General features: G+C 56.6%; 26 protein-coding genes. 18 read left to right on the top strand and 8 right to left on the bottom strand.

Annotation, left to right across the window (positions count from 1 at the left end; all coding sequences use genetic code 11):
* Positions 1-100: 100 nt before the first annotated feature.
* The 3 genes from ABYP39_RS04990 to ABYP39_RS04980 all read left to right on the top strand — a co-directional run bounded on the left by ABYP39_RS04990 (position 101) and on the right by ABYP39_RS04980 (position 4,323).
* Positions 101-2,692, top strand: a complete 2,592-nt coding sequence (locus ABYP39_RS04990) for a TonB-dependent receptor (protein WP_372781404.1) — start codon at positions 101-103, stop codon at positions 2,690-2,692.
* Positions 2,693-2,763: 71 nt separating this feature from the next.
* Positions 2,764-3,657 (top strand): D-hexose-6-phosphate mutarotase, encoded by an 894-nt coding sequence (locus ABYP39_RS04985; RefSeq protein WP_372781402.1) that lies wholly within the window; start codon positions 2,764-2,766, stop codon positions 3,655-3,657.
* Positions 3,658-3,687: 30 nt separating this feature from the next.
* Positions 3,688-4,323 (top strand): DUF2959 domain-containing protein, encoded by a 636-nt coding sequence (locus ABYP39_RS04980; RefSeq protein ID WP_372781400.1) that lies wholly within the window; start codon positions 3,688-3,690, stop codon positions 4,321-4,323.
* Between the two features lie 113 nt (positions 4,324-4,436).
* Here the strand turns inward: ABYP39_RS04980 and ABYP39_RS04975 are convergent, their stop codons facing one another.
* Positions 4,437-5,405: a zinc transporter ZntB gene (locus tag ABYP39_RS04975; RefSeq protein WP_372747751.1), complete on the bottom strand. Its 969-nt coding sequence runs from the start codon at positions 5,403-5,405 to the stop codon at positions 4,437-4,439.
* A 224-nt stretch (positions 5,406-5,629) separates the two neighbouring features.
* On the opposite strand from ABYP39_RS04975, the gene ABYP39_RS04970 reads away from it, so the two are divergent.
* The 5 genes from ABYP39_RS04970 to ggt all read left to right on the top strand — a co-directional run bounded on the left by ABYP39_RS04970 (position 5,630) and on the right by ggt (position 9,973).
* The gene (locus tag ABYP39_RS04970; RefSeq protein WP_372747750.1) at positions 5,630-6,505 is read left to right on the top strand and encodes an LLM class flavin-dependent oxidoreductase; all 876 of its coding nucleotides are present in this window, start codon (positions 5,630-5,632) and stop codon (positions 6,503-6,505) included.
* Positions 6,506-6,527: 22 nt separating this feature from the next.
* The gene (gene mutM, locus ABYP39_RS04965; RefSeq protein WP_372758451.1) at positions 6,528-7,346 is read left to right on the top strand and encodes a bifunctional DNA-formamidopyrimidine glycosylase/DNA-(apurinic or apyrimidinic site) lyase; all 819 of its coding nucleotides are present in this window, start codon (positions 6,528-6,530) and stop codon (positions 7,344-7,346) included.
* A gap of 87 nt (positions 7,347-7,433) precedes the next feature.
* Positions 7,434-7,910: a pantetheine-phosphate adenylyltransferase gene (gene coaD / locus ABYP39_RS04960; protein WP_372747748.1), complete on the top strand. Its 477-nt coding sequence runs from the start codon at positions 7,434-7,436 to the stop codon at positions 7,908-7,910.
* 3 nt (positions 7,911-7,913) lie between these two features.
* The gene (locus ABYP39_RS04955; protein ID WP_372747747.1) at positions 7,914-8,162 is read left to right on the top strand and encodes a YfhL family 4Fe-4S dicluster ferredoxin; all 249 of its coding nucleotides are present in this window, start codon (positions 7,914-7,916) and stop codon (positions 8,160-8,162) included.
* A gap of 59 nt (positions 8,163-8,221) precedes the next feature.
* Positions 8,222-9,973 carry a gamma-glutamyltransferase gene (gene ggt, locus ABYP39_RS04950; RefSeq protein WP_372781398.1) on the top strand — a complete coding sequence of 584 codons (1,752 nt, stop codon included), beginning with the start codon at positions 8,222-8,224 and terminating at the stop codon, positions 9,971-9,973.
* 41 nt (positions 9,974-10,014) lie between these two features.
* Here the strand turns inward: ggt and secB are convergent, their stop codons facing one another.
* The 3 genes from secB to ABYP39_RS04935 are packed head-to-tail and all read right to left on the bottom strand — an operon-like array spanning position 10,015 to position 11,186.
* A complete protein-coding gene (gene secB, locus ABYP39_RS04945; RefSeq protein ID WP_372747745.1) occupies positions 10,015-10,479 on the bottom strand; it encodes a protein-export chaperone SecB in 465 nt (154 codons plus the stop codon).
* Between the two features lie 29 nt (positions 10,480-10,508).
* Positions 10,509-10,766 (bottom strand): glutaredoxin 3, encoded by a 258-nt coding sequence (gene grxC / locus ABYP39_RS04940; RefSeq protein WP_372747744.1) that lies wholly within the window; start codon positions 10,764-10,766, stop codon positions 10,509-10,511.
* Between the two features lie 3 nt (positions 10,767-10,769).
* Positions 10,770-11,186 (bottom strand): rhodanese-like domain-containing protein, encoded by a 417-nt coding sequence (locus tag ABYP39_RS04935; protein WP_372747743.1) that lies wholly within the window; start codon positions 11,184-11,186, stop codon positions 10,770-10,772.
* A gap of 144 nt (positions 11,187-11,330) precedes the next feature.
* On the opposite strand from ABYP39_RS04935, the gene gpmI reads away from it, so the two are divergent.
* From gpmI to ABYP39_RS04920, 3 genes are all read left to right on the top strand, one after another.
* A complete protein-coding gene (gene gpmI, locus ABYP39_RS04930) occupies positions 11,331-12,872 on the top strand; it encodes a 2,3-bisphosphoglycerate-independent phosphoglycerate mutase (protein ID WP_372747742.1) in 1,542 nt (513 codons plus the stop codon).
* A gap of 3 nt (positions 12,873-12,875) precedes the next feature.
* A complete protein-coding gene (locus ABYP39_RS04925) occupies positions 12,876-14,015 on the top strand; it encodes a murein hydrolase activator EnvC (RefSeq protein WP_372781396.1) in 1,140 nt (379 codons plus the stop codon).
* An 82-nt stretch (positions 14,016-14,097) separates the two neighbouring features.
* Complete coding sequence (locus tag ABYP39_RS04920; protein ID WP_372749173.1) at positions 14,098-15,411, top strand: S41 family peptidase; 1,314 nt, start codon at positions 14,098-14,100, stop codon at positions 15,409-15,411.
* A 31-nt stretch (positions 15,412-15,442) separates the two neighbouring features.
* Here the strand turns inward: ABYP39_RS04920 and galE are convergent, their stop codons facing one another.
* Positions 15,443-16,456, bottom strand: a complete 1,014-nt coding sequence (gene galE / locus ABYP39_RS04915; protein ID WP_372781394.1) for a UDP-glucose 4-epimerase GalE — start codon at positions 16,454-16,456, stop codon at positions 15,443-15,445.
* 129 nt (positions 16,457-16,585) lie between these two features.
* Between galE and ABYP39_RS04910 the strand changes: the two genes are divergently transcribed.
* From ABYP39_RS04910 to ABYP39_RS04885, 6 genes are all read left to right on the top strand, one after another.
* Positions 16,586-16,717 carry a lipoprotein gene (locus ABYP39_RS04910; protein WP_372749175.1) on the top strand — a complete coding sequence of 44 codons (132 nt, stop codon included), beginning with the start codon at positions 16,586-16,588 and terminating at the stop codon, positions 16,715-16,717.
* Positions 16,714-17,961 carry a diaminopimelate decarboxylase gene (gene lysA / locus ABYP39_RS04905; protein WP_372749176.1) on the top strand — a complete coding sequence of 416 codons (1,248 nt, stop codon included), beginning with the start codon at positions 16,714-16,716 and terminating at the stop codon, positions 17,959-17,961. Before ABYP39_RS04910 ends, lysA begins: the two co-directional genes overlap by 4 nt.
* 76 nt (positions 17,962-18,037) lie before the next feature.
* A complete protein-coding gene (gene dapF, locus ABYP39_RS04900) occupies positions 18,038-18,868 on the top strand; it encodes a diaminopimelate epimerase (protein ID WP_372749177.1) in 831 nt (276 codons plus the stop codon).
* Positions 18,869-18,928: 60 nt separating this feature from the next.
* On the top strand, positions 18,929-19,621 hold the full coding sequence (locus ABYP39_RS04895) for a DUF484 family protein (RefSeq protein ID WP_372758893.1): 693 nt from the start codon (positions 18,929-18,931) through the stop codon (positions 19,619-19,621).
* Between the two features lies 1 nt (position 19,622).
* A complete protein-coding gene (gene xerC, locus ABYP39_RS04890) occupies positions 19,623-20,534 on the top strand; it encodes a tyrosine recombinase XerC (protein ID WP_372750190.1) in 912 nt (303 codons plus the stop codon).
* Positions 20,531-21,220, top strand: a complete 690-nt coding sequence (locus ABYP39_RS04885; RefSeq protein ID WP_372750189.1) for an HAD family hydrolase — start codon at positions 20,531-20,533, stop codon at positions 21,218-21,220. The genes xerC and ABYP39_RS04885 overlap by 4 nt, the downstream gene beginning before the upstream one ends.
* A gap of 21 nt (positions 21,221-21,241) precedes the next feature.
* Here ABYP39_RS04885 and ABYP39_RS04880 read toward each other — a convergent pair whose 3' ends face one another.
* The 3 genes from ABYP39_RS04880 to ABYP39_RS04870 form a co-directional block, all read right to left on the bottom strand.
* Positions 21,242-21,475 (bottom strand): hypothetical protein, encoded by a 234-nt coding sequence (locus tag ABYP39_RS04880; protein ID WP_372750188.1) that lies wholly within the window; start codon positions 21,473-21,475, stop codon positions 21,242-21,244.
* Between the two features lie 205 nt (positions 21,476-21,680).
* Positions 21,681-22,019 (bottom strand): P-II family nitrogen regulator, encoded by a 339-nt coding sequence (gene glnK / locus ABYP39_RS04875; RefSeq protein ID WP_372750187.1) that lies wholly within the window; start codon positions 22,017-22,019, stop codon positions 21,681-21,683.
* Positions 22,020-22,132: 113 nt separating this feature from the next.
* Complete coding sequence (locus ABYP39_RS04870; RefSeq protein ID WP_372759412.1) at positions 22,133-22,990, bottom strand: SIS domain-containing protein; 858 nt, start codon at positions 22,988-22,990, stop codon at positions 22,133-22,135.
* Positions 22,991-23,116: 126 nt separating this feature from the next.
* On the opposite strand from ABYP39_RS04870, the gene uvrD reads away from it, so the two are divergent.
* Positions 23,117-24,953 (top strand): DNA helicase II (gene uvrD / locus ABYP39_RS04865; RefSeq protein WP_372781392.1); only part of this gene is annotated, 1,837 nt, incomplete at its 3' end.

The raw sequence follows: 24,953 nt of genomic DNA, 5'->3' as shown, positions 1-24,953 counted from the left end.
CGCCCGCCGCTGATCACAAATCAACCAAAACAGTTGCACCGGGCGCGCTGAACAGCCATAGTTTTAGCCTAATAACTAATAACAAACAAAAGAGGGCAGTATGAAGAATCCAGTAGCTTTACTGGCTAGTGTGCTGTGCGCCGGCATGATCGCCCCACTGACCAGCTTCGCTCAAAGTAGCCCCCCACCTGCCACCAACGAACAGACCAAAAAAGTCAGCAACAGCCTCGAAGAAGTATTGGTTACCGCCCGACGCAGACGCGAATCACTGCAGGAAACCCCCATCGCCGTCACCGCCTTGAGCGGCGCGGAACTGAAAGAGCGCGGCATCGTCAACATCGGGGAACTGACCAAAAGCGTGCCCAGCGTTGAGATTACCGAGAGCGTATCCAACTTGATCTACATTCGCGGCATTGGCCAACGTGCCGCCTTTGCCCGGGTTGACCCCACCGTAGGAGTCTATCTAGACAATATCTTTCTACCTCGCGCCGACGGCCACCTGATGGACACCGTCGATGTGGAGAACATTCAAGTGCTACGTGGCCCTCAGGGCACCCTGTTCGGCAAGAACACCACCGGCGGCGCCATGGTACTCACATTGGAAAAGCCCAAGGCAGAAACCGAAGGCTACTTGTTTGGCTCGCTCGGCAACTATGGCCGACATCAGTTTCGCGGCGCCTACAATACACCCTTCACTGACAACGTGTTCGGCCGCGTTGCTTTCAACTATTTGAAAGACGAAGGTTTTTTTGAAGACGACTCCCAAGATGAAACCAACACATCCAAAGGGCGCCTCTCTTTAATGGGGCAACTGCGCTGGGAGATCAGCGCCAGCGCCTTGCTGGACACCCTGCTCTATGTGGGCAAAATCGACGAACGTCTGCCGGGCTCATACTGCACCTCGATCAATGGTGACGATGCCGTTTTGGTACGCGGCCTCTACCTGGCTTGGCCCGGCGATACCGACCCCAGCAACCCCACGGCCTACGAAGAGAATTGCCGCAGCAACTCCCGCGAGCGATTGGGCGATCTGAAGAGCAATATGGGCCCCAACAACATGATGGACCGTAAGCTCGATACCTACCTGGCGGCGGCCACGCTGGACTGGGAATTGCGCGACGACCTGTCGATGAAAATTGTCGTCGGTGCACGCAATGAAACCAAAGGGCCATTGATCAGTTCGGATCAGGACGGCGGCCCCCAGAATTTCAATGAATCCTTCACCACCGATGATGGCGAGCGCGAGTCCTACAGTTTTGAGCTGCAGCTGAACGGCACCCTGTTTGACGGCGCGGTCACCTACACCGGTGGCGCCTTCGTGATGGAAGAAACCAACACCGAAATTTTTACCCTGATCAACTCGCTCAACGGCCTCGACGCCCAAACCGTACCCTTTGTTCTGGGCGGCGCTCGCCCGCCGCAGCCTTCACCCGGTGGCACAGTTCCACTGGTGGGCATTCTGGTTGACCCTCGCTTGGACTCGGATTTCGGTCTGCGCAATTTCACCCAGGCTTACTTTTTCCAGGGCTCTTGGGACATGACCGAGCAACTGGAATTGACGCTGGGTATTCGCTATACCGCCGAGCGCCGTCAATCCGACCTGGAAGTGCGCGGCACCGACCGCAATGCCGTAGGTCAGCGCCTGCTGCAGACCGGCCGCTTTACCCCGGACTTCGCCGGCGGTAGCGGTTTCTACGTGTTTAACGGTGTCTGGGCTCAAGATCCGGTTGGCATCGCCATGAGCTATTTCCCAGACGTAGACGGCGACGGCATTCACGATTTTCCCTATGCCGCCGAGCCCTTCCGTACAGATGAGAAGGACAATACCTTTAAAAAGACCACGCCGATGGCCTCGCTCTCTTACCAGTTCCCGGAAGAATCTCTGCCTGAGCACTGGCACAGTTTTATGATCTATGGCACCTGGAGCAGCGGCTTCAAATCCGGTTTTTTTGAACCCAAAGGCGTGGATGGTCTGCAACAGGTAGAACCGGAAGAAGTAGAGAACCGGGAAATCGGCTTCAAACTGGAAGCTTTCAACCGCTCGCTGCGTTTTAACATGGCGGCCTACGATATGGATTTCGACAACCAGCAGCTGATTCAAGTAGACGCCGACTCCAACAATAACCTGGTGGTGATATACCAAAATGCGGGGCAATCCGCGATCCGCGGGATTGAAATGGAAACCCAGTGGATGCCCAGCCCCGGTCTGATGATCAATTTTTCTGCCAGCCACAACGATTACGAGTTTACCGAATTCAACGACAACGACCTGCTGCAAGCGGCGCTGGGGCAACAGGTTACCGTAGATCGAAGCGACGAGACTTTCCCTGTGTCGCCAGAAACCACGGCATCGTTTGGCATTCAATACTCACTCGACACCGACGTGGGCATTTTTACGCCACGCCTGGATTACAGCTACAAAAGCGACGTGTACTACGGGCTGGATGACGGCGCCCACACTGTCTACAAAGAAAACAAAGACAACGCCGGCCAATCAGCCTACAGCGTGGTTGATCTGCGGCTGAGCTGGCAGAACCGTGAAGGCGACCTAACTGCGGCCGCCTTTGTTAAGAACGCACTTGATGAGCGCTACGATATTGGCATCGCGGCCGTTGCCGACTCCGTTGCCACCTTCTTCCAGACGTACGGCGATCCGCGTCGGTTTGGCGTTGAGGTGCGCAAACACTTCTAAAACACAGGGCGACGTTGCACCTCGCAACGTCGCCAGTGCATACTTTGACTGAACCCGGAAACAGTCAACCTATGCAAAGCGCAGATACCCTTCGACAGCTTTTCCCCGAATCGCCCCACTGGCACTTTTCAGAATCGAGAGCCGGCTTTCCGCTGCTCCACCTGATCGATGGCAACACACAGGCAACCGTGTCAGTTTACGGCGCTCAATTACTGTCTTACTGCCCCGCCGCCCAGGAAGATGTTCTGTGGCTCAGCGACGACGCGCGTTTTCAACAGGGCAAATCGATACGCGGCGGCATCCCGCTGTGCTGGCCCTGGTTTGGGCCACACCCCAACGACAGCGACAAACCAGCCCACGGTTTTGTACGAAACCGATACTGGCAACTTACCGCTCTGACGCGGGTCGGCGACGCAAGCCTGGCGCGTTTTCGCCTTAGCGAATTCGATCAGACTTTCTACCAGCCCGAATTGTCACTTGAGCTCGAGATCAGCGTCGGCGACTCATTAAAGGTACAGCTCACGACAACCAACAACAGCCAGGAAAGCGCTACCGTCAGCAGCGCCCTGCACAGCTACTTCGCAATTTCCGATATTGGAGACATTCAGATCACAGGGCTGGAAGACAAGCCTTTCCGCGATGCCGTTAACAACAATAGCACCTGCCTGCAGCGCGGCCCCATTCGTTTCAGCGGCGAACTGGATCGCGTCTACCAAAATGTGGACGCCGAAATCTGCATTCACGATCCCGGACTGGAACGGGTTATCAGCATAAGCGGCACGGGCAGCCAAAGTGCGGTAGTCTGGAACCCGTGGGTCGAGAAATCCCTACGCCTTGGCGATATGGGGAAGGACGGCTACCGCAACATGGTCTGCGTCGAAACCGCTAACGCCGATCAGGACGCACGCACCCTGAAACCAGGCGCAACACATCATCTAGTGGCCTGCATACAGGTCAAACCTTAGCCCATCAACAACAGAAACAGAGGTAAGCCCATGCGCATTTTATTTGCGATTACCCTGCTAACACTGATCAGCGGCTGCGAAACAGCCTACCTCAACACCATGGAGAAATTTGGCGTTCACAAACGGGAAATTCTCGCCGACCGCATTGGCGATGTGCAGCGGGCACAGGAAGATGGGCAAGAGGAATTTCGCAATGCCCTTGAACAGTTCCGTTCAGTGATCAACGTCGACGGCGGAGAACTGGAAGATCAGTACGACAAACTGCAAGCAGCCTATAACGACAGCGAAGAAGCCGCCGAACATATCCGCGACCGAATCAACAAAGTGGAGTCAGTGGCTGAAGCACTGTTTGACGAATGGGAAGAGGAACTCGACCAGTACACCAACCAGCGCTTTCGCGCTGACAGCGAACACAAACTGCGCGACACGAAACGCGGTTACCAGCAGGTAATCCGCGCCATGCGCACCTCGGAAAAATCGCTCAATCCCGTACTGGACGCCTTGCGCGATAACACGCTGTACTTAAAGCACAACTTGAATGCATCCGCCATTGGCGCACTGAAGGGTGAATACCGTTCGGTTAACAGCAACGTTGAGGCGCTGATCAAATCGATGGAAAAATCGATCGCGGAATCAAATGCGTTTATAAAATCGCTGGAAAAATAATTTTTAACATTCTGCTCCTACCGCTGTCTTCAGGTAGGAGCCTGCCCACAGGCGAACTAATCACCACTCCCCAAGTCATTAAAACACTATAGGCAACACGTCTCAGCAAACGATCACAGCCACTGTTTCTTCCTGAACAGCCAAATCTCCCAGACCACTACCGTCACACAAATGCCGCATACCAACCAGAATGCAAGAGCCTCATCAGCGCCCGGCATACCGCCAACGTTTATCCCAAGCAAGCCCGTAAAAAAACCAAGCGGTAAAAATATTGCAGCCACAATCGAGAGTACATACATGCGGCGGTTTGATTCCTCGGAAATCTGATTAACCAACTCTTCCTGAGTGACCGCAGCGCGCTCTCGCACACTGTCGAGAACCTCGATATACAGCATCATCCTGTCGGACGTTTCACGCATGCGCAGACGTTGCATATCGTCAAACCATTTAGGAGCCTCCAATTGAATGCGACTCAGCGCTTCGCGCTGCGGCGCTATGTAACGGCGTAGCGCAATCAATTCGCGACGCAGGGCAGAGAGCTCTGCGCGCATGACCTGGCGACTTTCTGTCAACACTGATTCTTCCAGCAGCGATACATCTTCTTCCAGCTCCTCGATTGCATCGTGCATCCGGGTGGTCAGACGCGACGCCAGCAATGCAATGAAATCTGCAGCACTGAAGGGCGCGTTTCCGCCACGCACCTCACCAATAATATCGTCTACCGACAGCAGACGCCGACGGCGGGAGGAAATAACCCGCTGCCCATCAGACCAGAGCCGAATGGAGACCATATCTTCCGGGTCCGCGCCGGGGTTCATATTAACCCCGCGCAGCGACATCAACAGGGTGTTACCCGACACTGACGCACGCGGGCGGGTTTCATCCGCCAGCAGCGCCGATACAGCGATAGGGTCAAGGCCGCTCTTTTCGGTTATCCAGTGCTGAGACCCAGCCTTGCTGTAATCGAAATGGAGCCAAAGCGTTCCCTGATCTGCACTCCAGCCATCTATTTCGTCACCGCTGAGCTCTCTGGCACCACCTTCGCCATCAAATACAAAGGCGTATATCAATCCATCCAGCATGCCGTTCTCCGCGCAATCCGTCTTCTTGTCATTGAAGCTTGCCCTGCAAGCGAACACCTTGTCTACAGGCCTGTTCTACGAGTATAGAACCCGATCAGAGCCTGCAAAGGTAACAACGAGTACAATCATCCATACTTTGCCGCAGCTTTTATCGCCTGCAGCAGCACTTGCACGGCGAGCTGCCTACAATGCGCCTTTTCCACCATAACAATCAGGGTGACCCCATGAAAATCGGTATCTGCATTCCCTACATGAAACGCGGTATTACCCGCAAAACCCTGCTCGACTGGTGTCGCGCCATTGATGACGGCCCGTTCGACAGCCTGTCCTGTGGTGAACGCATCACGGGTTACACCTATGAAATGCGCAACTTCCTGGCAGCAGCAGCGGCTGTCACCGAACGCGTACGCATTGTGCCCTCACTCTACGTACTGCCTATGCACAATGCGGTATGGGCGGCGAAAGAGCTGGCTACGCTCGATGTGATTTCCGAGGGCCGGGTGACGGTCACTGTCGGTGTGGGCGGGCGCGAAGACGACTACAAGGCCGTTGGCGCGTCTTTCAAAAACCGTTTTCAGCGTATGGATGATCAGATCGCCGAGATGAAACGCATCTGGGCAGGCGAAGCCCCCTTTGAAGGTGCAGATATTGTTGGCCCAGACCCGGTGCAGGCCGGCGGCCCGCCTATTCTGGCCGGCTCCATGGGCCCGAAAAGTATCAAACGGGTCTCCAAATGGGCAGACGGACTCTACGGCTTTGCGATGGACGGTAACGCCGACCTGATCAAACATTTTTTTGATTCTGCTACCGATGCCTGGGCCGAATCTGGCCGCACAGAAAAGCCCTATCTGATGGGTGGATTCTGGTATTCTCTGGCTGACGGCGCAGATAAAGCCCTGCAGGACTACGTGTTCGACTACCTGAAAATATTTGGGGAAGACGAGGCTCGCTCCGTCGCCAAGACCATGAAAATGCACACGCCAGAAGCCATTGTCGACGGTATTAAAGCCATTGAGGCATTGGGCGCTGAGGAAATACAGCTGGTCCCCGCCACCGCCGACATCAAGGAAGTGGAACGCCTGGCCAAGCTGCTGTCGTAACGAAATACAGACGTACCTATAGATGCCGGAATTACCCGAAGTAGAAACCGTGCGCCGGGGGATAGAAGCCCCCCTGCGCCAGCAACAGATCATCAACACCATTATCCGCGATTCGCGTCTGCGCTGGCCCGTGGACGATGCCCTGCCAGCACTTGCCGCCAACGCTCGGGTAATCGCGGTAACGCGCCGCGCCAAATACCTGCTGATTGAAACCGACAAGGGTCGGCTGATGGTACATCTGGGCATGTCCGGCCGACTGTATTTTGTACCTACCGGCACGCCCGCTGGTGTTCACGACCATATCGACTGGGAATTGAGCAACGGCCAGGCGCTGCGCTATACCGACCCCCGCCGATTCGGGTCGGTACACTGGTTAGCGCTCAACGAAAGTGGTCATGCGCTGCTGGATCACCTCGGCCCGGAACCACTGTCCAACGATTTTGACGGCGAACTGCTGTATCAGCGTTCGCGCAAGCGCAGTAGCGCCGTAAAAACGTTCATTATGGACGGACGCATTGTGGTCGGCGTGGGGAATATCTACGCCAACGAAGCGCTATTTCGAGCCGGCATTCACCCCAAACTGGCCGCCGGCAAGGTATCGCGTCCGCGCTATCAGCGACTGGCAGACGAGATCAAACAGGTACTCAGCGAAGCCATCGCTCAGGGCGGCACTACGCTAAAAGATTTCCTTGGCGGTGACGGTAAGCCCGGCTACTTCAAACAGGAACTGTCGGTATACGGTCGCGGCGGCCTGGAATGCCTGCGCTGTACAGCCGTACTTAAGGAAGTCCGACTCGGCCAACGCGCCACGGTATTTTGCCCCAACTGTCAAAAACGTTAGCGCTCGAGTTCAAATCGGGCATTTTGGCTGCTGGCGGCGACGTGCTAACATTGCCAACCCATGGAATCGGTAGCAGACAGTCACACTATGGCGTCCATCATATACCCCGGCACTTTTGATCCGATCACTCTCGGCCACGTTGATCTTGTGCGTCGCGCTAGCAAACTTTTCGATCGTATCATTATTGCGGTTGCCCAAAGCGAGAAGAAAAAGCCGCTCTTTAACCTCGAGCAGCGCATAGAATTGTGCCGAAAGTGCTTTTCTGACATACCCGGCATGGAGTACGTCAGCTTTACGGGGCTGACCATTGACCTGGCCGAGAAGCTAGACTGCTACACCTTCCTACGCGGCGTGCGTGCGGTTGCCGACTACGAGTACGAACTGCAGTTGGCGCGCATGAACCGGGCAATGAACCCGAAAGTGGAAACTCTCTTCCTGACGCCCGGCGAAGGCCTGTCCCACGTTTCATCATCACTGCTGCGCGAGGTGGCCTCAATGGGCGGCGATGTGTCGCGCTTTGTGCCGCCCCATGTACTGGAAGCCCTGAACGGCAAGTTCGACTAATTTATGGCGCTGCTCATCACCGACGAATGCATCAACTGTGACGTATGCGAACCGGTGTGCCCTAACAATGCCATTTATCAGGGCGAAGAAATTTACGAGATCGACCCGGACTTTTGCACAGAGTGCGTTGGTCATTTTGACGAGCCCCAGTGTCAAACGGTCTGTCCGGTAGACTGTATTCCACTCGACCCAAATCACGCAGAGAGTCAGGACGAACTCAGAGCAAAATACATCGCCATACAGCAGCTGTAAGCCTCGAGACCACAAGCATCCCCGCGCAAGGATAGCGACGGCCAAACAGGAGAATGATGATGTACAAACCACCGATCGCCCTGATAACCGCCGTCGTTGGCTGGTGTGCCCTCGCTTTTCTGCCCGCAACGGCCTATGCCAGCGACCCCAATATCGTGCCGGAAGCCGCCTCCGGCACCACGGATATCAAACATGCCATTGGCGTAAAGCACATGGCAGTTACCGCCAACCCTTACGCCACCGACGCCGCCCAGAAAATACTCGATTGGGGCGGCAGCGCAGTAGACGCCGCCATCACTGCCCAGCTGGTACTCGGGCTGGTAGAGCCGCAATCATCTGGTATTGGCGGCGGCGCCTTTATCCTGCACTGGGACGCTGACAACAAGAAGCTCACTAGCTGGGACGGGCGTGAAACGGCACCGTCCGCGCTGAAACCCCAGCACTTTCTGCAGGACGGCAAAGCGATGGGCTTTTTCGATGCCGTTATTGGCGGCCACTCGGTGGGTACACCTGGTGTTATCGCCGTTCTGGAAAGCCTACACAAACGCCATGGAAAATTGCCCTGGGTTACCCTGTTCAAACCGGCTATTGGACTGGCCAACGAAGGCTTTTTGATTTCTCCTCGGCTGTACACGCTGCTGGAGAAAATGCCAAAGCTGGCGGTAAATCCCGACATAACTGAGTACTTTTTCCAGAACGACGGTAAAACCCCCAAGCCGGTTGGCACGCTGCTGAAAAATCCCGCTTACGCCAAAACGCTGGAGCGTATCGCCCGCAAGGGTAGCGAGGGCTTTTACCGCGGGCCAGTGGCAGATGCTATCGAAGATGCCGTGCAGAATGACCCGAACCGACCCGGTCTGCTCAGCGAGGAAGACCTGAAGAATTATCGCGCCAAAGAACGCGATCCTGTGTGCGGCAACTTCCGCCAGTACCGTATCTGCGGCATGGGGCCGCCGTCGTCAGGCGGCACCACCGTGGCCGCCATACTCGGCACCCTGCAGCATGTGGCTAGCTACAAGGATTCCCGCGCCGATCAGGCACACCGCTTTGCCGAGGCCTCCCGGCTTGCCTTCGCCGATCGCAACCACTACATCGGTGACCCCGACTTTGTCGCCGTACCAACAGCCGGTTTGATTGACGACGACTACCTGAAACGTCGCAGCCGCCTGATCAAGACACAACAACGCATGGCCCGTGTTTCCCACGGGGTACCACCGGGCTCGGGAACTATCAGCTTTGTCACCAGCAGCTCACCTGAACTGCCGTCGACAACCCATGTCTCCATCGTGGACGACTACGGCAATATCGTGAGCATGACCAGCAGCATTGAAACCGCCTTCGGTTCACGCATCATGGCTGGTGGCTTTCTGCTGAATAACCAGCTCACCGATTTTTCATTTGTGCCCTCCGATGCCAGCGGCCCGGTAGCAAACGCACCGGCAGGGGGCAAACGGCCCCGCTCATCCATGGCGCCCACGATCGTGTTTGACGGGGACAAGCCGCGACTGGTAATCGGCTCCCCCGGCGGTTCGCGCATCATCGACTACGTGGCCCGCAGCATCTGGGACGTATTGGAAAACAGCGAACCCGTGGCAAAGGCCATCGCAGCACCACATGTTGTTGCCATGGGAGATGATCTGGAATTGGAAGCAGGACACGCTACACCGGCGCTAATCAAGCAGCTCGAAGCACTCGGCCATCCCGTTAAAGTGCGGGATCAGACCTCCGGTTTGCACGCCATCTGGATCGATGACCGGTTTATCGAAGGTGGCGCCGACCCGCGCCGAGAGGGCAGCATAAAGGGGATGTAGCGCGCCCTGCAGGCAGGGCGGCCACCCCCTGGGTTGTTCAATCAGTGCTTGGCTTCAGAGGGAGCGGCTTGCGCCTGAGCCTGGGCCTGTTTTTGAGCCTCGCGGAACAGCGCTTCAAAGTTGACAGGCTGCAAGCCAATGGCCGGCACTCCGGCCTTCAGCGCCATAGAATCTACCGCTTCGCGCGCGTAGGGGAACAACAGGTTCGGACATGCGATTCCCAAGACCTGCTTGAGGGTGTCACCTTCAATCCCGTCGATAGCGAACAAACCTGCTTGCTGCACTTCAATCAACAACACGTTTTCATCGTCCAGCTCAGCGGTCAGAGTAACCGTCAGCACCACTTCGTGGCTTTTTTCCGCGATAAATGCGCTGCGGGTATTCAGGTCTACCTTGAATTTAGGCTTCCAGCTTTTGGTAAACACCATCGGGCTAGCGGGCGATTCCAGGGAAGCGTCTTTCAGGTATATACGTTGTAGAGCAAAAGTCTGCTGTGCGTCAGCCATGTCAGATCCTGTTGTTATGCTATGAAAAGTTAAGATGCCAGCAGCTGATCCAGCTGCCCGCGCCGCTCCAGCGCCACCAGCTCATCACAACCACCAACATAGGTTTCGCCTATCCAGATTTGCGGCACCGTGGTGCTGCCACCACTCATTTCAACCAGCTTGGCCCGCATGGCGCGGTCGCCGTCTACTGCCACCTCGTCAAACTGCGCACCCTTGTGCTGCAGAAGCTGCTTGGCGTGAACACAATAGGGGCAAAACCGCGTGGTATAAATCTTCGCCCTGGCCATGGCTCACTCCTTGACCAGCGGCAGGTTGCTGTTCTGCCATTCCATCATGCCGCCACTCATTCGGCGTACACCGGTAAAGCCCTGGGCCGCAAGCTTTTTGCCAATAGCACCGGAGTGCTGTCCCATCTTACAAACCAGTACCAGCGGCTTTTCCTTGTGTTTTTCCAGCTCAGACACCCGCTTATCAAACGCGCTGTAGGGGATGTTGATGGCATTGAGTATGTGGCCAGCCTTGAATTCCTTGGCATCGCGCAAATCCACCACCACCGCGTTTTCCCGATTAATCAGGTTAACTGCACCCTGAGGGCTCAAGGTGGCGCCCGCTTTTTTGGAATCGTGAAACACCAGCATCAGAATACAGACCATCAGGGCACCAACCAGCATCCACTGTTGGCCAAGAAATACGATGAAAGACTCCATGCGCAAAAAAACCTTTGGGTAAATTTACAAAGCGGCGATTATACACGAGCTATCCCGGTGTGACGTGGTCTCATGGCAGCTAATCTCTGAAATCGCTACAATAGACGCCCACTGACAATCACTTAGCGAAGCCTTAAAACCCACATGACAGCAAAAAAACCCATGGTACTGGTAATTCTCGACGGCTGGGGCCACCGCGAAGAGCCAAAAGACAACGCCATTTACCACGCCAACACCCCAACCTGGGACAAACTCATGGCGGAGCAACCGCGCAGCCTGATCTCTGGCTCGGGACTGGATGTGGGGCTGCCAGAAGGCCAAATGGGTAATTCGGAAGTGGGGCATATGAGCCTCGGCGCTGGCCGCATCATTTACCAGAACATATCCAAAATAGACAAAGCCATTGCCGATGGAGAGTTCTTCCGCAATGAGGTGTACGTCTCTGCCGTCCAGCGCGCCGTCAGCCAGGGCAAAGCCGTACATATTTTTGGTCTGCTGTCGCCAGGTGGCGTGCACAGCCACGAAAACCATATTTTGGCCGCTGCCGAGCTCGCCGTCAGCCAGGGCGCAACACAGGTTTATGTACACGCTTTTCTCGATGGCCGCGACACCCCACCGCGCAGCGCCGAAGCGTCCCTCAAGCGTGTCGACGACAAATTTGCCGAGCTCGGCCACGGCCGTATTGCCAGCATTGTGGGCCGCTACTACGCCATGGATCGCGACAATCGCTGGGACCGCGTACAAGCCGCTTACGACATGCTCACCCTCGGCAAGGCCGATTACCAAACCGACTCCGCCGTTGCCGGGCTGCAGGCTGCCTACAGCCGCGATGAAGACGATGAATTCGTCAAACCGACCTTAATAGTGCCCAGAGATGAAACCCCGGTTCATATTAAAGACGGCGACGCCATTCTGTTTATGAACTTCCGCGCCGATCGCGCCCGGGAGATCACCCGTGCCTTTACCGAGGACAGCTTCACCGGCTTTACCCGTGTGGCCACCCCCAAGCTGGCGGACTTTGTCGCCACCACCGAATATGCGGCCGACCTGAAGACCAGCGTCGCCTTTCCCAACGACGAACTGCACAACAGCTTTGGCGAGCTGCTAGCCAAGCAGGGCAAAACCCAATTGCGCATGGCGGAAACCGAAAAGTACGCGCACGTTACCTTCTTCTTCAGCGGTGGCCGCGAGGAACTGTACGACGGCGAGGAGCGCATCCTGGTGCCGTCGCCGGATGTTGCCACTTACGACCTGAAGCCAGAAATGAGCGCGCCGGAAGTTACCGACAAACTGGTTGAGGCCATCCACAGCGGCAAATACGACGCCATCATCGTTAACTATGCCAACGGCGACATGGTTGGCCATACCGGTGTTTTTGAGGCCGCCGTCAAGGCTGCTGAAGCGATCGACGAAAGTCTACGCCGAGTGACCGAGGCGGTACTGGAGGCTGGCGCGGACTGTCTGATTACCGCCGACCACGGCAACTGCGAACAGATGCTGGACTACAACGCCAACCAGCCTCACACCCAGCACACCACCGAACTGGTGCCCTTTATTTATGTTGGACCGCGTCAACTCAGCCTTAAACCGGGTCGCCTACCCGATGTTGCACCAACCATGCTGGCGCTGATGGGGCTGGAGCAACCCGCAGAAATGACCGGTCAGTCGCTCGTCATCGAAGCCTAAATAGTGCCAACGCGCAACCTGGTTATCGCCCTGCTGATCAGCCTGCTCGGCTGGTCGGCGGCGGTGTCCGGCGATGACACCAAACGCAAGCAGCTCAAAGCACTGAAATCGCGCATCGAAAGTGTTCAGCGTGAGCTCAACAGCAATCGGGAAAAGCGCAATAGCGAACAGCGGGCGCTACGCGAAATTGAAACCCGTCTTGGCAAACTCCAGCGCGAACTGCACAACACCCAACAGGCACTGCTTCGCCAGAAAAGCCAGCTCAGCGATCTGTCTGCACGCAAGCGCGCTCTCGACGACAAACGCCGCACACAGCAAACCCTGATCGAACAGCAGATTCTCGCTGCCTACCAATTGGGGCAGGAAAAAAAGCTGAAAATGCTGCTCAACCAGCAATCGCCCGACACCCTCAGCCGGGCGCTGGTGTACTACGATTATTTCAATCGCGCCCGCACTGAACAGATACACGCCTACCGCGAAACTATTGCGGAACTCAACGCGCTTGAGCCCGCCATCGAAGCAAAGGCCGCCGAGCTCGATACCACCCGTGCCGACCTGAAACGGCAGCAGAGCTATCTCGCGGCCCGCCAGAAGGAACGCCAGACCACCCTTGCCGCACTGGACAACCAAATCAGCTCACGCGACCAGAAACTCAAAGCCATGCAGGCAGAGCAGGACGACCTGCTAAAGCTGCTGCAGGCCATTGAAGAGGAAGTGGTCAATATCGCTCTACCGGAAAGCTACCGCCCCTTCCATACTCGCAAGGGCAAAATGACCTGGCCCGCCAGCGGCAAAACCTTACACCGCTTTGGCACCTCCCGCGACGGCTCCAGCCTGAACTGGAACGGTGTCGTAATCGGCGCAACCAAAGGCAGCCCAGTGAAAGCCATCCATCACGGTCGGGTGGTGTTTTCCGATTGGCTGCGTGGTGCCGGCCTGCTTATCATTATCGATCACGGCGGCGGCTATATGAGCCTTTACGGTCACAACGAATCGCTCTTATTTGATACCGGCGACTGGGTCAAAGCCGGCGACACCATCGCGACGGTCGGCAACAGTGGCGGGCGCACGGAGGCCTCACTGTATTTCGAAATCCGAAAAAATGGACGACCGACCAACCCCTCCGGATGGTGTCGGGGATAGCGTGTCCGGACCTCCGGCCAAACACCTTGGGGTGTCCCCCCACATCTATGTACAATGCCGTTTAAAGCTACGGAGTATGTTAATGAAGCGACTAGTCCACACTGCCGCCTTGCTGAGCTGCCTGATCACCCCCGCAGCAATCGCTAAAGATACAGCGCCGCAAAGTGAGTTGCCGCTGGAAGACTTGCGCCTATTCGCAGACGTTTTCAATCAGGTGCGCAACAGCTACGTGGATGAAGTGGATGATCGCCAGTTACTGGAAGATGCCATTCGCGGACTGCTGAATGGCCTCGACCCGCACTCCTCCTTTCTCGATGCCAGTTCTTTTGATCACCTGCAGACCAATACCACCGGCGAGTTTGGTGGCTTGGGCTTGGAAGTGAGCATGGAGAACGGCTTTGTCAAAGTTATCGCCCCAATCGACGACAGCCCGGCCCAGAAAGCGGACCTTCGCGCCGGCGACCTGATCATTGAGCTCGACGACAAACAAGTGAAAGGCATGAGCCTGCAGGAAGCCGTCGATCTGATGCGCGGAGCGAAAGGCACCACCATCGAACTCACCGTGGTTCGCGAGGGCATTAATGCACCTTTCGAAGTTACCCTGACCCGCGACATCATCACCGTGAAAAGTGTGCGGTCCAAAACCCTGGAGCCCGGCTTTGGTTATATCCGGCTGGCCCAGTTTCAGACCAAAACGGCCACCGACTTCAAGCGCGAGCTGGACCAACTGAAACGCAGCAACACGCCACTGAAAGGGTTGATTCTGGATTTGCGCAACAACCCCGGCGGCCTGCTGCAATCATCCATCGAACTGGTGGATATCTTTGTAAACGAGGGCACGATTGTTTACACCGAAGGTCGCATTCCCAGCTCCAAAACCATCTTCGAGGCCTCTGCCACCGAACCTGCGGACGAAACACCTTTGGTTGTTTTGATTAACGGCGGCTCCGCATCCGCCTCTGAAATTGTTGCAGGCGCGCTGCAGGATCATAAGCGCGCACTGATTGTCGGCACCCAGAGTTTCGGCAAGGGCTCGGTGCAAACGGTACTGCCTCTCACGCGCGACCGCGCCATCAAAATAACCACTGCGCGTTACTTCACGCCCAACGGCCGCTCCATCCAGGCTCAGGGCATTGCGCCGGATATCACCATCGAGCGGGCACGAGTACAAACACTGGAGCGCAATGGTGAGGTGACAGAAGCAGACCTACACGGCCATCTGACCCGCGACGACGGTAAAGAAAGCACCAGCCGCAGTCGCAAGAACGGCGACTCCGACACTACACTGGCAGAAGATGACAATCAGTTGTTCGAGGCACTGAATCTGCTGAAAGGGATTTACTTAATGGGAGAGCGGGTACGCCCCAAAGCGGCCGCGCAAGCCCCTAGCAACTAAGGCAGAGGAGCGCCATGCTCCTCCGGCAAACTCAGCCCCGATACCCGTTCGGGTTCCCGCTTTGCCAGCGCCAGGTATCTTCCATCATTTTTTCCAGCGGCGTATCGGCTGACCAGCCAAGTTCACGTTTGGCCTTGCTTGCATCGGCCCACACCTCTGCCAGATCGCCTTCGCGCCGCGGTGCATAAACATGCGGCACAGCCTGCCCCGTAACGCGCTGAAAGGTCTCAACCATTTCCTTCACGGAATAACCTCGGCCGGTACCCAGATTGAACACGTGATAGCCTGGAGTAGCCAGCGCCTTGAGCGCCTTGGCGTGGCCGTCAGCCAGATCACCCACGTGTAGGTAATCGCGAATACAGGTGCCATCGGGAGTGTCGTAGTCATCGCCGAAAATGGACAGCTGCGGCAGTTGTCCAACCGCCACTTTACTGATGAAGGGCATCAGGTTGTTGGGAATCCCCTGGGGGTCTTCGCCAATCAAGCCCGACGCGTGGGCGCCAATTGGATTGAAGTAGCGCAACGCTCCCACCGACCAGTCGCTGTCGGCGATGCATTGGTCTTCTAGGATCCGTTCAATCATGGCCTTGGAGGCACCGTAGGGATTGGTGGCCCGCCCCAGTGGCATATCCTCACGGTAGGGCGCCGCAGCATCACCATAAACCGTTGCCGATGAGCTGAAAATCAGCTTCTTCACGCCGCAGGCGTTCATCGCCTCACATAACACCAGCGTACCGTTAACGTTGTTATCGTAATACTTCAGGGGTTGCTCGACACTTTCACCCACCGCTTTGAGACCAGCGAAGTGGATCACCGCTTCAGCCTGCGAATGCTTGAGTGCAGCCTCCATCACGGCGCGATCGCGGATATCGCCCTCGATAAAGTCCGGCACGCGACCACTGATGCTGGCAATCCGTTCCAGCACCACGCGAAAACTGTTGCTCAGGTTGTCAACGATGGTGACCTCGCATCCTGCCTGCAGCAGTTCAACCACCGTATGGCTGCCGATATAGCCGGTACCGCCCGTCACCAGAATGCGTTTCATTCCCATCCCCAACTCGTCAAAAGAAAGCTATTGTTCAGCAATCACGCCACGCAGGCAACCACAGCGGCAGGCAACCACAGCAGATTCCGGTATAATGCCCGCCCTTTGATGGTACTGGCGGCAGGGCTTATGGCAACACGACTTCTTGGCATACTTCTTTCTCTGTTCCTGCTGGCAGCCTGCGGCCAGAAAGGCCCGTTGCGCCTGCCCGACGAACCGGCCGACCACGTTGCAACAAACCAACAGGAGAAGGCCCGATGAGCGCCGTATTTCACTACCAGAACGGCCAACTGTTTGCGGAAAACGTGGCGGTGAGCGCCATTGCCGCACAATACGGCAGCCCGACCTACATCTACTCCCGCCAGTATATAGAAGCCGCCTACAACGCCTACACCCGTGCGCTTGAGGGCATGCCGCATCAGGTTTGCTATGCCGTAAAAGCCAACTCAAATATTGCCGTGCTTAATGTTCTGGCACGCTTGGGTGCCGGTTTTGACATTGTCTCAAGCGGCGAACTGGCCCGGGTACTAGCCGCAGGCGGCGACGCCAAAAAAGTTGTCTTTTCCGGCGTCGGAAAAACTGCCGACGAAATGGCCGAAGCCCTCAAAGCCGGCATCGGCTGCTTTAATGTGGAATCAGCCTCGGAGCTGGAACGCCTCAATTCGGTTGCAGCCGAACTGAAGCTGTCCGCACCGGTTTCTATCCGCGTAAACCCCGACGTTGATGCCCAGACTCACCCCTATATTTCTACCGGCCTGCGCGACAACAAGTTTGGCATCGACATCAAGGAAGCGCCGCAAGTCTATGCCCGCGCCCGCGATCTGAGCCACATCAATGTGATTGGCGTAGACTGCCATATCGGATCCCAGCTGACCGATGTCAGCCCGTTTCTCGATGCTCTGGACCGCGTACTGCTGCTAATCGACGAGCTTGCCACCCTGGGCATCACCATTCGCCATCTGGATTTGGGTGGCGGCCTCGGCGTTAAATACCGCGACGAACAGCCTCCCACACCGGCCCAATATATCGGTGCCGTGCGCGAGCGCCTGGGCGAGCGCGACCTCACACTATTGTTTGAGCCGGGTCGCTCACTGGTAGCCAATGCCGGCCAACTGCTGATGAAAGTGGAATACCTGAAGCACAATGAGCACAAAAATTTTGCCATTGTCGATGCGGCGATGAACGATATGCTGCGCCCGGCACTGTACAGCGCCTGGATGGATCTGCTGCCGGTATCGCCACGCAACGGTGAGCGCAAAGCCTACGATATTGTCGGCCCAGTCTGTGAAACCGGCGATTTTCTGGCCAAAGGCCGTGAACTCTGTCTTGCCGAGGGCGACCTGCTTACCCTAGCTTCAGCCGGTGCCTATGGATTTACCATGAGTTCCAATTACAATAGCCGAGGACGCGCCGCAGAGGTCATGGTCGACAACGACCAGGTTTACCTGATCCGGGCGCGGGAATCACTCGCCGACCTGATGCTGGGCGAACAGTTGCTCCCCTGACAACCCGCGTTGTTGAAGCAATCTTCCAGCATCCTATACTCAGCGCGCCAACGGCGAGGCGCACAGGTGCCGGATTATGCTGCTCAAATTTACCAAAATGCACGGGCTTGGGAACGACTTTGTCGTCGTTGACCTGATCACCCAGCGTTTTACCCTCAAGCCCCATCACGTACGAAAAATCGCCGACCGCCATTTTGGGGTGGGCTGCGATCAACTGCTGGTGGTAGAAGCACCGCAGCGCCCAGATGTAGATTTTCGCTACCGCATCTTCAATGCCGAAGGCAGTGAGGTCGAACAGTGCGGCAATGGCGCGCGCTGTTTTGCCCGCTTTGTACGCGACAAAAAACTTACCGGCAACAACCCCATCAGAGTTGAAACCTGCAGTGGCGTGATCAGTCTGGAAATCGACGAGCACAAGCGCGTAAAGGTAGACATGGGGTCACCCTATCTCGAGCCGACTGAGATCCCCTTTGTGGCTGATCAGCGCGCCACCACTTACGAGCTGGAAGCTGACGGGCAAGTATTAGAGGTCAGCGCCGTTTCGATGGGCAACCCGCATGTGGTACTGCAGGTGGACAATGTCGACACCGCGCCCGTCGAAAGCCTGGGACCCACCCTAGAAGCGCACCCGCGCTTTCCAAAACGAGTCAATGTGGGCTTTATGCAGATCATTGATCGGCAGCGTTTCAGGCTGCGGGTGTTTGAACGCGGTGTAGGCGAAACCCTGGCCTGTGGCAGCGGCGCCTGTGCAGCGATGGTTGCCGGAGTTCAGCGCGGCCTGCTCGATGCCGATGCCACCGCCGAGCTGAAAGGCGGCGAGCTGAGCCTGAACTGGCAGGGGGAGGGTCATCCCGTTATCATGACCGGGCCAGCCACCACAGTCTTTGAAGGCCAGGTACGCATATAGCGGCGCGGCAACGATAACGCCCAGACAACAATGACGCGACCAGCAACAGGAACCCGCAACGTGGAATCATCGACAGAAAAAAAGACCGACACCCTGACCGACGACGACGTTGCGCGCTATCTGCGTAATCATCCAGGCTTTTTCCTCAAGCACGAAGACCTGCTAGCCGAAATCAAGCTGTCTCAGGATACCGGTAAAGCTGTCTCTCTCACCGAACGGCAGGTAAGCATTTTGCGTGAACGCAATATGGAAATGCGCTCACGCCTCAGCGGCCTGCTGGAAAACGCCCAACGCAACGACGTGCTATTTGAAAAAACCAAGGCTCTGGTGCTCGCCCTGGTCGAAGCTAAGCGCGCTGACGAGTTGTCGGACATTTTCTGCACCCACCTGACGCGAAACTTCGACATCGACGCGGCCGGCCTGGTCGTGTTTGGCAACCCGGTAGTGAGTAATTCACGCTTGCGCGTGACCAGCGAAGCCGAGGCCAGCAAATACGTGGGCAGCATTCTGAAAAACAACAAGGCCATTTGCGGCATACTCCGCGATACGGAAATCGCCTTCCTGTTTGGCGACAAAGAAGTCGCTCGAGTAGGCTCCGCGGCCGTTGTGCCATTGCACCGTGATCGCCCGCTGGGCCTGATTGCCATTGGCAGTAAAGATCCTCAGCACTTCCAGAGCAGCATGGATACCCTGTTTCTGGGTTACATTGCCGAAGTGATAAACCGTTGCCTGCCCCGGTTGCTAAAATCCTGACATGCCTTTGCGTGACGCGGTCGAACACTGTCTCAGCTACCTGCAGTCAGCGCGTCGACTCAGCCAACACACACTGAAAGGCTATCGCCGAGATCTCGAGCTCTTCCTCCGTTTTTGCGAGACACGGCGAATCGATACCGCCAGCCAGGTCGACGTGGCCGCCATCCGCCATTTTGTCAGTGACCGCCGCGCCGGCGGCGCCAGTGGCCGCACCATTCAGCGACAACTGTCTGCCCTGCGTACACTGTTCAATTACCTGGTACGCGAGGGCCTATGCGACAACAACCCGGCACTGGGTATTCAGGCGCCGAAGTCGCCCAAGCGACTACCCAAAGCACTCAGCCCGGAACAGATGGAGCAGATGCTATCTGGCCCCACTGACAACTGGATTGAAGCGCGAGACCAGGCCATCGCCGAACTGTTTTATTCCTCAGGGTTACGCCTGGCGGAGCTAGCTTCACTGAACACGCTCGACATCCAGTTCAACAGCGCGCTAGTCACCGTCACCGGCAAAGGCAGCAAAACCCGCACAGTACCTGTAGGCTCCGTCGCGCTTACCGCACTGAAAAACTGGCTGAAAGTGCGTGACCTGCATTGCGCCGACCCAAGCGAAACTGCGCTGTTTATAGGCCAGCGCGGAGCGCGACTCGGGGTTCGCAGCATACAACAGCGACTGAAACTGCTCGCCAAAAAGCAGGGCATCTATCAGTCTGTACACCCCCACATGCTGCGCCATTCTTTTGCCAGCCACCTGCTGGAATCCAGCAGCGATCTGCGCGCCGTACAAGAGCTGCTCGGACACGCCAATCTGTCCACTACCCAGGTTTACACCCACTTGGATTTCCAGCACTTGTCCAAGGTGTATGACAAAGCACACCCGCGCGCGGCACGCCGTAAAAAAGAGTCTTCATGAACATTAAACTGATCACCCTCGACCTCGACGACACCCTGTGGCCAGTGACCGATGTGATCGCCCGCGCGGAGGTGGTCTATTACAATTTCCTCTGTCGCGAGGAAGCCCAGCTGTTCAGCACCCTGAGCAGCGACGATCTGCGAGACTATCGTCTGCAACACCTGAAAAAGCATCCTGAGCTGCAGCACGATATCAGTCTCTGGCGACGCGACAGCCTGTACTGCCAATTGCTGGAAGCCGGGTTTAGCAAGCAGCGCGCACGCACCCTATCAGACCAAGCCTTTGAAGTTTTTCTGGAAGCGCGTCAGGCCGTATCACTCTTTCCCGACGCTGAAGCCGGACTGGCATGGCTGGCCGAACACTTCTCTGTGGTGGCGCTGACCAATGGCAATGCCGATGTAACACGCATGCCTATCGGACGGTATTTTAGCGGGGCTGTTCGGGCAGAGGAGGTAAAAATCAGCAAGCCTGCACCAGAGATATTCCGTGCGGCACTGGATATTGGTGGGGCTGGGCCGGCGCAGACACTCCATATCGGCGACGACCCTTATCATGATATTGAACCGGCACGCCTGCTTGGTATGCACACCTTGCAAGCAAGAATTACCGGAAAGCACCAAGCTGTTGGCCCAGGCTTTTCGCACTGGCATAGCGTTCCGGACTTGATCCGCGAACTGACCAGCTAGGCGATACTGAGAAAATAGCGGCTAAATGAAATCGTTGTCGCCCACTTTCTCTGCGTGACTCTCCGCATGTGCCGTAGTTTCCAGGTGCTGAATCTGTCCACCTCGGGCCAGATACGCCTCAACATCGTCCGCCAGCTGCCTGCGAATACGTTCACGCGCCGTCAGTGTATGAGTATCCTCGGTATCGTCCCAAGGCTCCTCGACACTTTCGGTAAAGTCGTCGTCAAACGCACTGTCTCGTCGGCTCGTCCCCATGATGTAAACCTCGCTTTTGTATCCACATCACCACAACAGATTTCCGGCCAAAATTGCACGTTTGGCGTTCAAAACACAATAGGTAGAATTCGCGGGCGCTAGTATATTTTGTTCTATTCGAGCTTTCGCTTATTACAGCTTATTGCAGGGGGATATTCTCAAGGGAAGAGGGGTGGCCTGCACCGGGCAGTGCAGGCCCGGAGGCCTAAATGGCTTCTTCGCCAGTTTCTCCAGTGCGGATACGTATAACCTGCTCCAGTGCGCTGACAAAAATCTTGCCGTCACCAATTTTTCCGGTGTTCGCCGACTTCGACACAGCCTCAATAACGCGCTCGACCTGATCGTCTGCGACCGCGATTTCCAACTTTACCTTCGGCAGAAAATCCACCACATACTCTGCGCCACGATACAATTCAGTGTGGCCTTTCTGACGGCCAAAGCCTTTCACTTCGGTCGCCGTGATACCCTGCACTCCTACGTCTGACAATGCGGCGCGCACGTCGTCAAGTTTAAAGGGCTTGATCACCGCTGTTACCAGTTTCATTCTGATCTCCTTGGGGCTGGCAAAACGTTATTTGACGCCAAGTTAGCCCAGCACCGGGGCATATGCAACTACGGCCGGAGCCAGACGGCTCGCGCAACACCCATTCCAGTTACTCAGGGTTCGCGCAGTACCCGCAATGATTGCAGGCCGCGATTCAGTGTAGCCAGGTGCTCACGCACCGATGGTCCCTTGGCTCGGGAAACACCCACCGCCAGAATATCAATCACCGCCATATGGGCAATACGCGAGGGCAGCGGGGTATAGTTTTCGTTGTCTTCTTCAACATCAATGTAAATAGGCAGGTCGCAGGCCTCCACCACCGGCGTACCACTGGGCGCCAAGCCCACCACTGTGGCACCGGCCTCCTTCACCAGCTGGATGGCATCAAGCAGGGCGCGCGTTCGCCCGGACTGGGAAATCGCGACCACCACATCACCGCGTCGCAGCGACATCGCCGACATGGCCTGTATATGAGGGTCGGAGTAGGCACTGGAAGAAATCTGCAGACGAAAAAATTTGTGCTGCGCGTCGCTAGCAACCGCGCCCGAGGCACCAAAGCCGTAAAATTCCACCCGGTTCGCGCTGCGCAGGGCTTCTACCGCTTTTTCAATCGCACCCACATCAATATTGTCGCGAACCCGCTTCAAGGTTTCCATGGTCGCATCAAATACCTTAAAGGTATATTCATGGGCCGAGTCCTGCTCAGTAAAGCGGTACTGCTGGTAGCGCGGGCTGTGCGCCACATGTTGTGCCAACGCAAGCTTGAAGGCCTGAAAACCATCGCACCCAATGGCGCGACAGAAACGCACCACCGTCGGCTCACTCACCTGAGACTCCTGCGCCAGATCCACAATGCGCATGTGAATCACATCTTCCGCCTTGGCCAACACAAAATCGGCCACTTTGCGCTCAGATTTGCGCAGCTCGTGGCGACCGTTTTCGATAGCGCGAATAATGTTGCGGGGTTTCATGGTGGGTACGACTCCTTTTGGGGGATTGTAGCCGATTCAGCGGCCGAGGTCTGAAGCCTGTGGGCTAAGAACAAACCAGCAAGCAACATCCCACTCGCCGCCCGATTCACGCTAGAATGCCACCCCATGGACGTATCACACATTCTCAATCATCTTAACGACGCGCAGCGCCAGGCCGTTGCTGCCGCCCCCGGAAACAGCTTGGTACTGGCCGGTGCCGGCAGTGGCAAAACGCGCGTGCTGGTGCACCGTATTGCCTGGCTGATTCAGGCGGAAGGCTGCTCACCTCATAGTATTCTGGCGGTCACCTTTACCAACAAAGCCGCGCGCGAAATGCGCAGCCGCATAGAAGATCTGCTCGGGTTTAACCACGCCGGCATGTGGGTAGGCACTTTTCACGGGCTGGCACACCGACTGCTCAAAGCACACGCGAAAGAGGCAGGGCTGCCCGACAACTTCCAGATTCTCGACAGCGACGACCAGTTGCGCCTGCTCAAGCGCATCCACCGCGAACTGGAGCTGGACGAAAGCCGTTGGCCGCCGCGCCAGTCCCAGTACTTCATTAACGCCCAGAAAGACGAAGGCAAACGCTCCCAGCATATAGAGGATTACGGCTCCGACCTGTTCATTACCACGATGCTGCGGGTCTACCGGCGCTACGAAGAAATCTGTCAGCAACAAGGGGTCGTGGATTTCGCCGAACTGTTACTGCGCGCCCACGAAATCTGGCTGAACCACCCGGCTCTGCTGGGGCATTACCAGAATCGCTTCCGTCATATTCTGGTAGACGAGTTTCAGGACACCAATACCATCCAATATGCCTGGCTCAGGGTTCTGGCGGGCAAACAGGTGCCAATCACGGCTGTCGGCGATGACGATCAGTCAATCTACGGCTGGCGCGGCGCACGCATTGAAAACATTCAGCAGTTCGCGCGTGATTTTGACAGCGTTGACACCATCCGGCTGGAACAGAACTACCGCTCCACCCAAACCATCCTGAAGGCCGCCAACGCGGTGATCGCCCACAACCGTGACCGACTGGGCAAAGAGCTGTGGAGTCAGGGCGACGAAGGCGATCCCATTCAAGTGTACGCCGGCTTCAACGAGCAGGACGAAGCGCGCTTTATCACTGAGCGTATCGACAGTCTTACAAATGGCGGCGACTTCGCCCGCAGTGATATAGCTATCCTCTATCGCAGCAACGCCCAATCGCGGGTGCTGGAGGAAAACCTGATTCGCGCGGGCTTGCCCTACCGCATTTACGGCGGGCAACGCTTTTACGATCGCCTGGAAATCCGCAATGCACTGGCCTACCTGCGCCTGTGTGTACACCGCGATGACGACGCCGCGCTCGAGCGTGTTATCAATACCCCAACACGAGGCATTGGCGCGCGCACACTGGACCAGCTGCGCACACTCGCCCGCGATCAGGGGTGTTCGCTGTGGGCGGCCGCGCAATTCTGCCTGCGAGAAAAAGTACTACCCGCTCGCGCCAGCGGCGCACTGCAGGCTTTCATTGAGCTGATTGGCAGCATGGAAAGCGCCATTGCAGAACTGCCCCTCGATGAGCAGGTAGATCACGCCATTGAAGCCTCTGGGCTAATAGAATTTCACAAAAAAGAAAAAGGTGAAAAAGGTCAGGCACGGGTAGAAAACCTGCAGGAACTGGTCAGCGCTGCACGCACCTTTGAAAGTGAAGACGAGGAAGTAACACTACTGCGCGCCTTCCTCGACCAAGCTGCATTGGACGCTGGCGAACAACAGGCCGACGAATACGAAGACAGCGTGCAGATGATGACACTGCACTCGGCGAAGGGCCTGGAATTTCCGGTAGTGTTTATTGCCGGCATGGAACAGAACCTATTCCCGCACCGCATGTCGATGGAAGAACAGAGTCTCGAAGAGGAGCGTCGCCTGTGTTACGTGGGCATCACCCGCGCCGAGCAACAGCTCTTCTTGACCT

This window comes from Litorivivens sp., assembly GCF_041625495.1.
GTDB lineage: Bacteria > Pseudomonadota > Gammaproteobacteria > Pseudomonadales > Spongiibacteraceae > Litorivivens.
The sequence above is the reverse complement of the archived record's forward strand: the minus strand, read 5'-3'. Positions and strand labels throughout refer to the sequence as shown.

Bases quoted from the DNA above. Each gene is read 5' to 3' on its own strand.
- ABYP39_RS04870 (WP_372759412.1), bottom strand. From the start codon at position 22,990: ATGAAACCCCGCAACATTATTCGCGCTATCGAAAACGGTCGCCACGAG.
- ABYP39_RS04970 (WP_372747750.1), top strand. From the start codon at position 5,630: ATGAAAATCGGTATCTGCATTCCCTACATGAAACGCGGTATTACCCGC.
- dapF (WP_372749177.1), top strand. From the start codon at position 18,038: ATGCTGCTCAAATTTACCAAAATGCACGGGCTTGGGAACGACTTTGTC.
- coaD (WP_372747748.1), top strand. From the start codon at position 7,434: ATGGCGTCCATCATATACCCCGGCACTTTTGATCCGATCACTCTCGGC.
- glnK (WP_372750187.1), bottom strand. From the start codon at position 22,019: ATGAAACTGGTAACAGCGGTGATCAAGCCCTTTAAACTTGACGACGTG.
- lysA (WP_372749176.1), top strand. From the start codon at position 16,714: ATGAGCGCCGTATTTCACTACCAGAACGGCCAACTGTTTGCGGAAAAC.
- xerC (WP_372750190.1), top strand. From the start codon at position 19,623: ATGCCTTTGCGTGACGCGGTCGAACACTGTCTCAGCTACCTGCAGTCA.
- gpmI (WP_372747742.1), top strand. From the start codon at position 11,331: ATGACAGCAAAAAAACCCATGGTACTGGTAATTCTCGACGGCTGGGGC.
- ggt (WP_372781398.1), top strand. From the start codon at position 8,222: ATGTACAAACCACCGATCGCCCTGATAACCGCCGTCGTTGGCTGGTGT.
- ABYP39_RS04985 (WP_372781402.1), top strand. From the start codon at position 2,764: ATGCAAAGCGCAGATACCCTTCGACAGCTTTTCCCCGAATCGCCCCAC.
- ABYP39_RS04935 (WP_372747743.1), bottom strand. From the start codon at position 11,186: ATGGAGTCTTTCATCGTATTTCTTGGCCAACAGTGGATGCTGGTTGGT.
- mutM (WP_372758451.1), top strand. From the start codon at position 6,528: ATGCCGGAATTACCCGAAGTAGAAACCGTGCGCCGGGGGATAGAAGCC.
- secB (WP_372747745.1), bottom strand. From the start codon at position 10,479: ATGGCTGACGCACAGCAGACTTTTGCTCTACAACGTATATACCTGAAA.
- grxC (WP_372747744.1), bottom strand. From the start codon at position 10,766: ATGGCCAGGGCGAAGATTTATACCACGCGGTTTTGCCCCTATTGTGTT.
- ABYP39_RS04980 (WP_372781400.1), top strand. From the start codon at position 3,688: ATGCGCATTTTATTTGCGATTACCCTGCTAACACTGATCAGCGGCTGC.
- ABYP39_RS04975 (WP_372747751.1), bottom strand. From the start codon at position 5,405: ATGCTGGATGGATTGATATACGCCTTTGTATTTGATGGCGAAGGTGGT.
- ABYP39_RS04920 (WP_372749173.1), top strand. From the start codon at position 14,098: ATGAAGCGACTAGTCCACACTGCCGCCTTGCTGAGCTGCCTGATCACC.
- ABYP39_RS04910 (WP_372749175.1), top strand. From the start codon at position 16,586: ATGGCAACACGACTTCTTGGCATACTTCTTTCTCTGTTCCTGCTGGCA.
- galE (WP_372781394.1), bottom strand. From the start codon at position 16,456: ATGAAACGCATTCTGGTGACGGGCGGTACCGGCTATATCGGCAGCCAT.
- ABYP39_RS04880 (WP_372750188.1), bottom strand. From the start codon at position 21,475: ATGGGGACGAGCCGACGAGACAGTGCGTTTGACGACGACTTTACCGAA.
- ABYP39_RS04955 (WP_372747747.1), top strand. From the start codon at position 7,914: ATGGCGCTGCTCATCACCGACGAATGCATCAACTGTGACGTATGCGAA.
- ABYP39_RS04990 (WP_372781404.1), top strand. From the start codon at position 101: ATGAAGAATCCAGTAGCTTTACTGGCTAGTGTGCTGTGCGCCGGCATG.
- ABYP39_RS04885 (WP_372750189.1), top strand. From the start codon at position 20,531: ATGAACATTAAACTGATCACCCTCGACCTCGACGACACCCTGTGGCCA.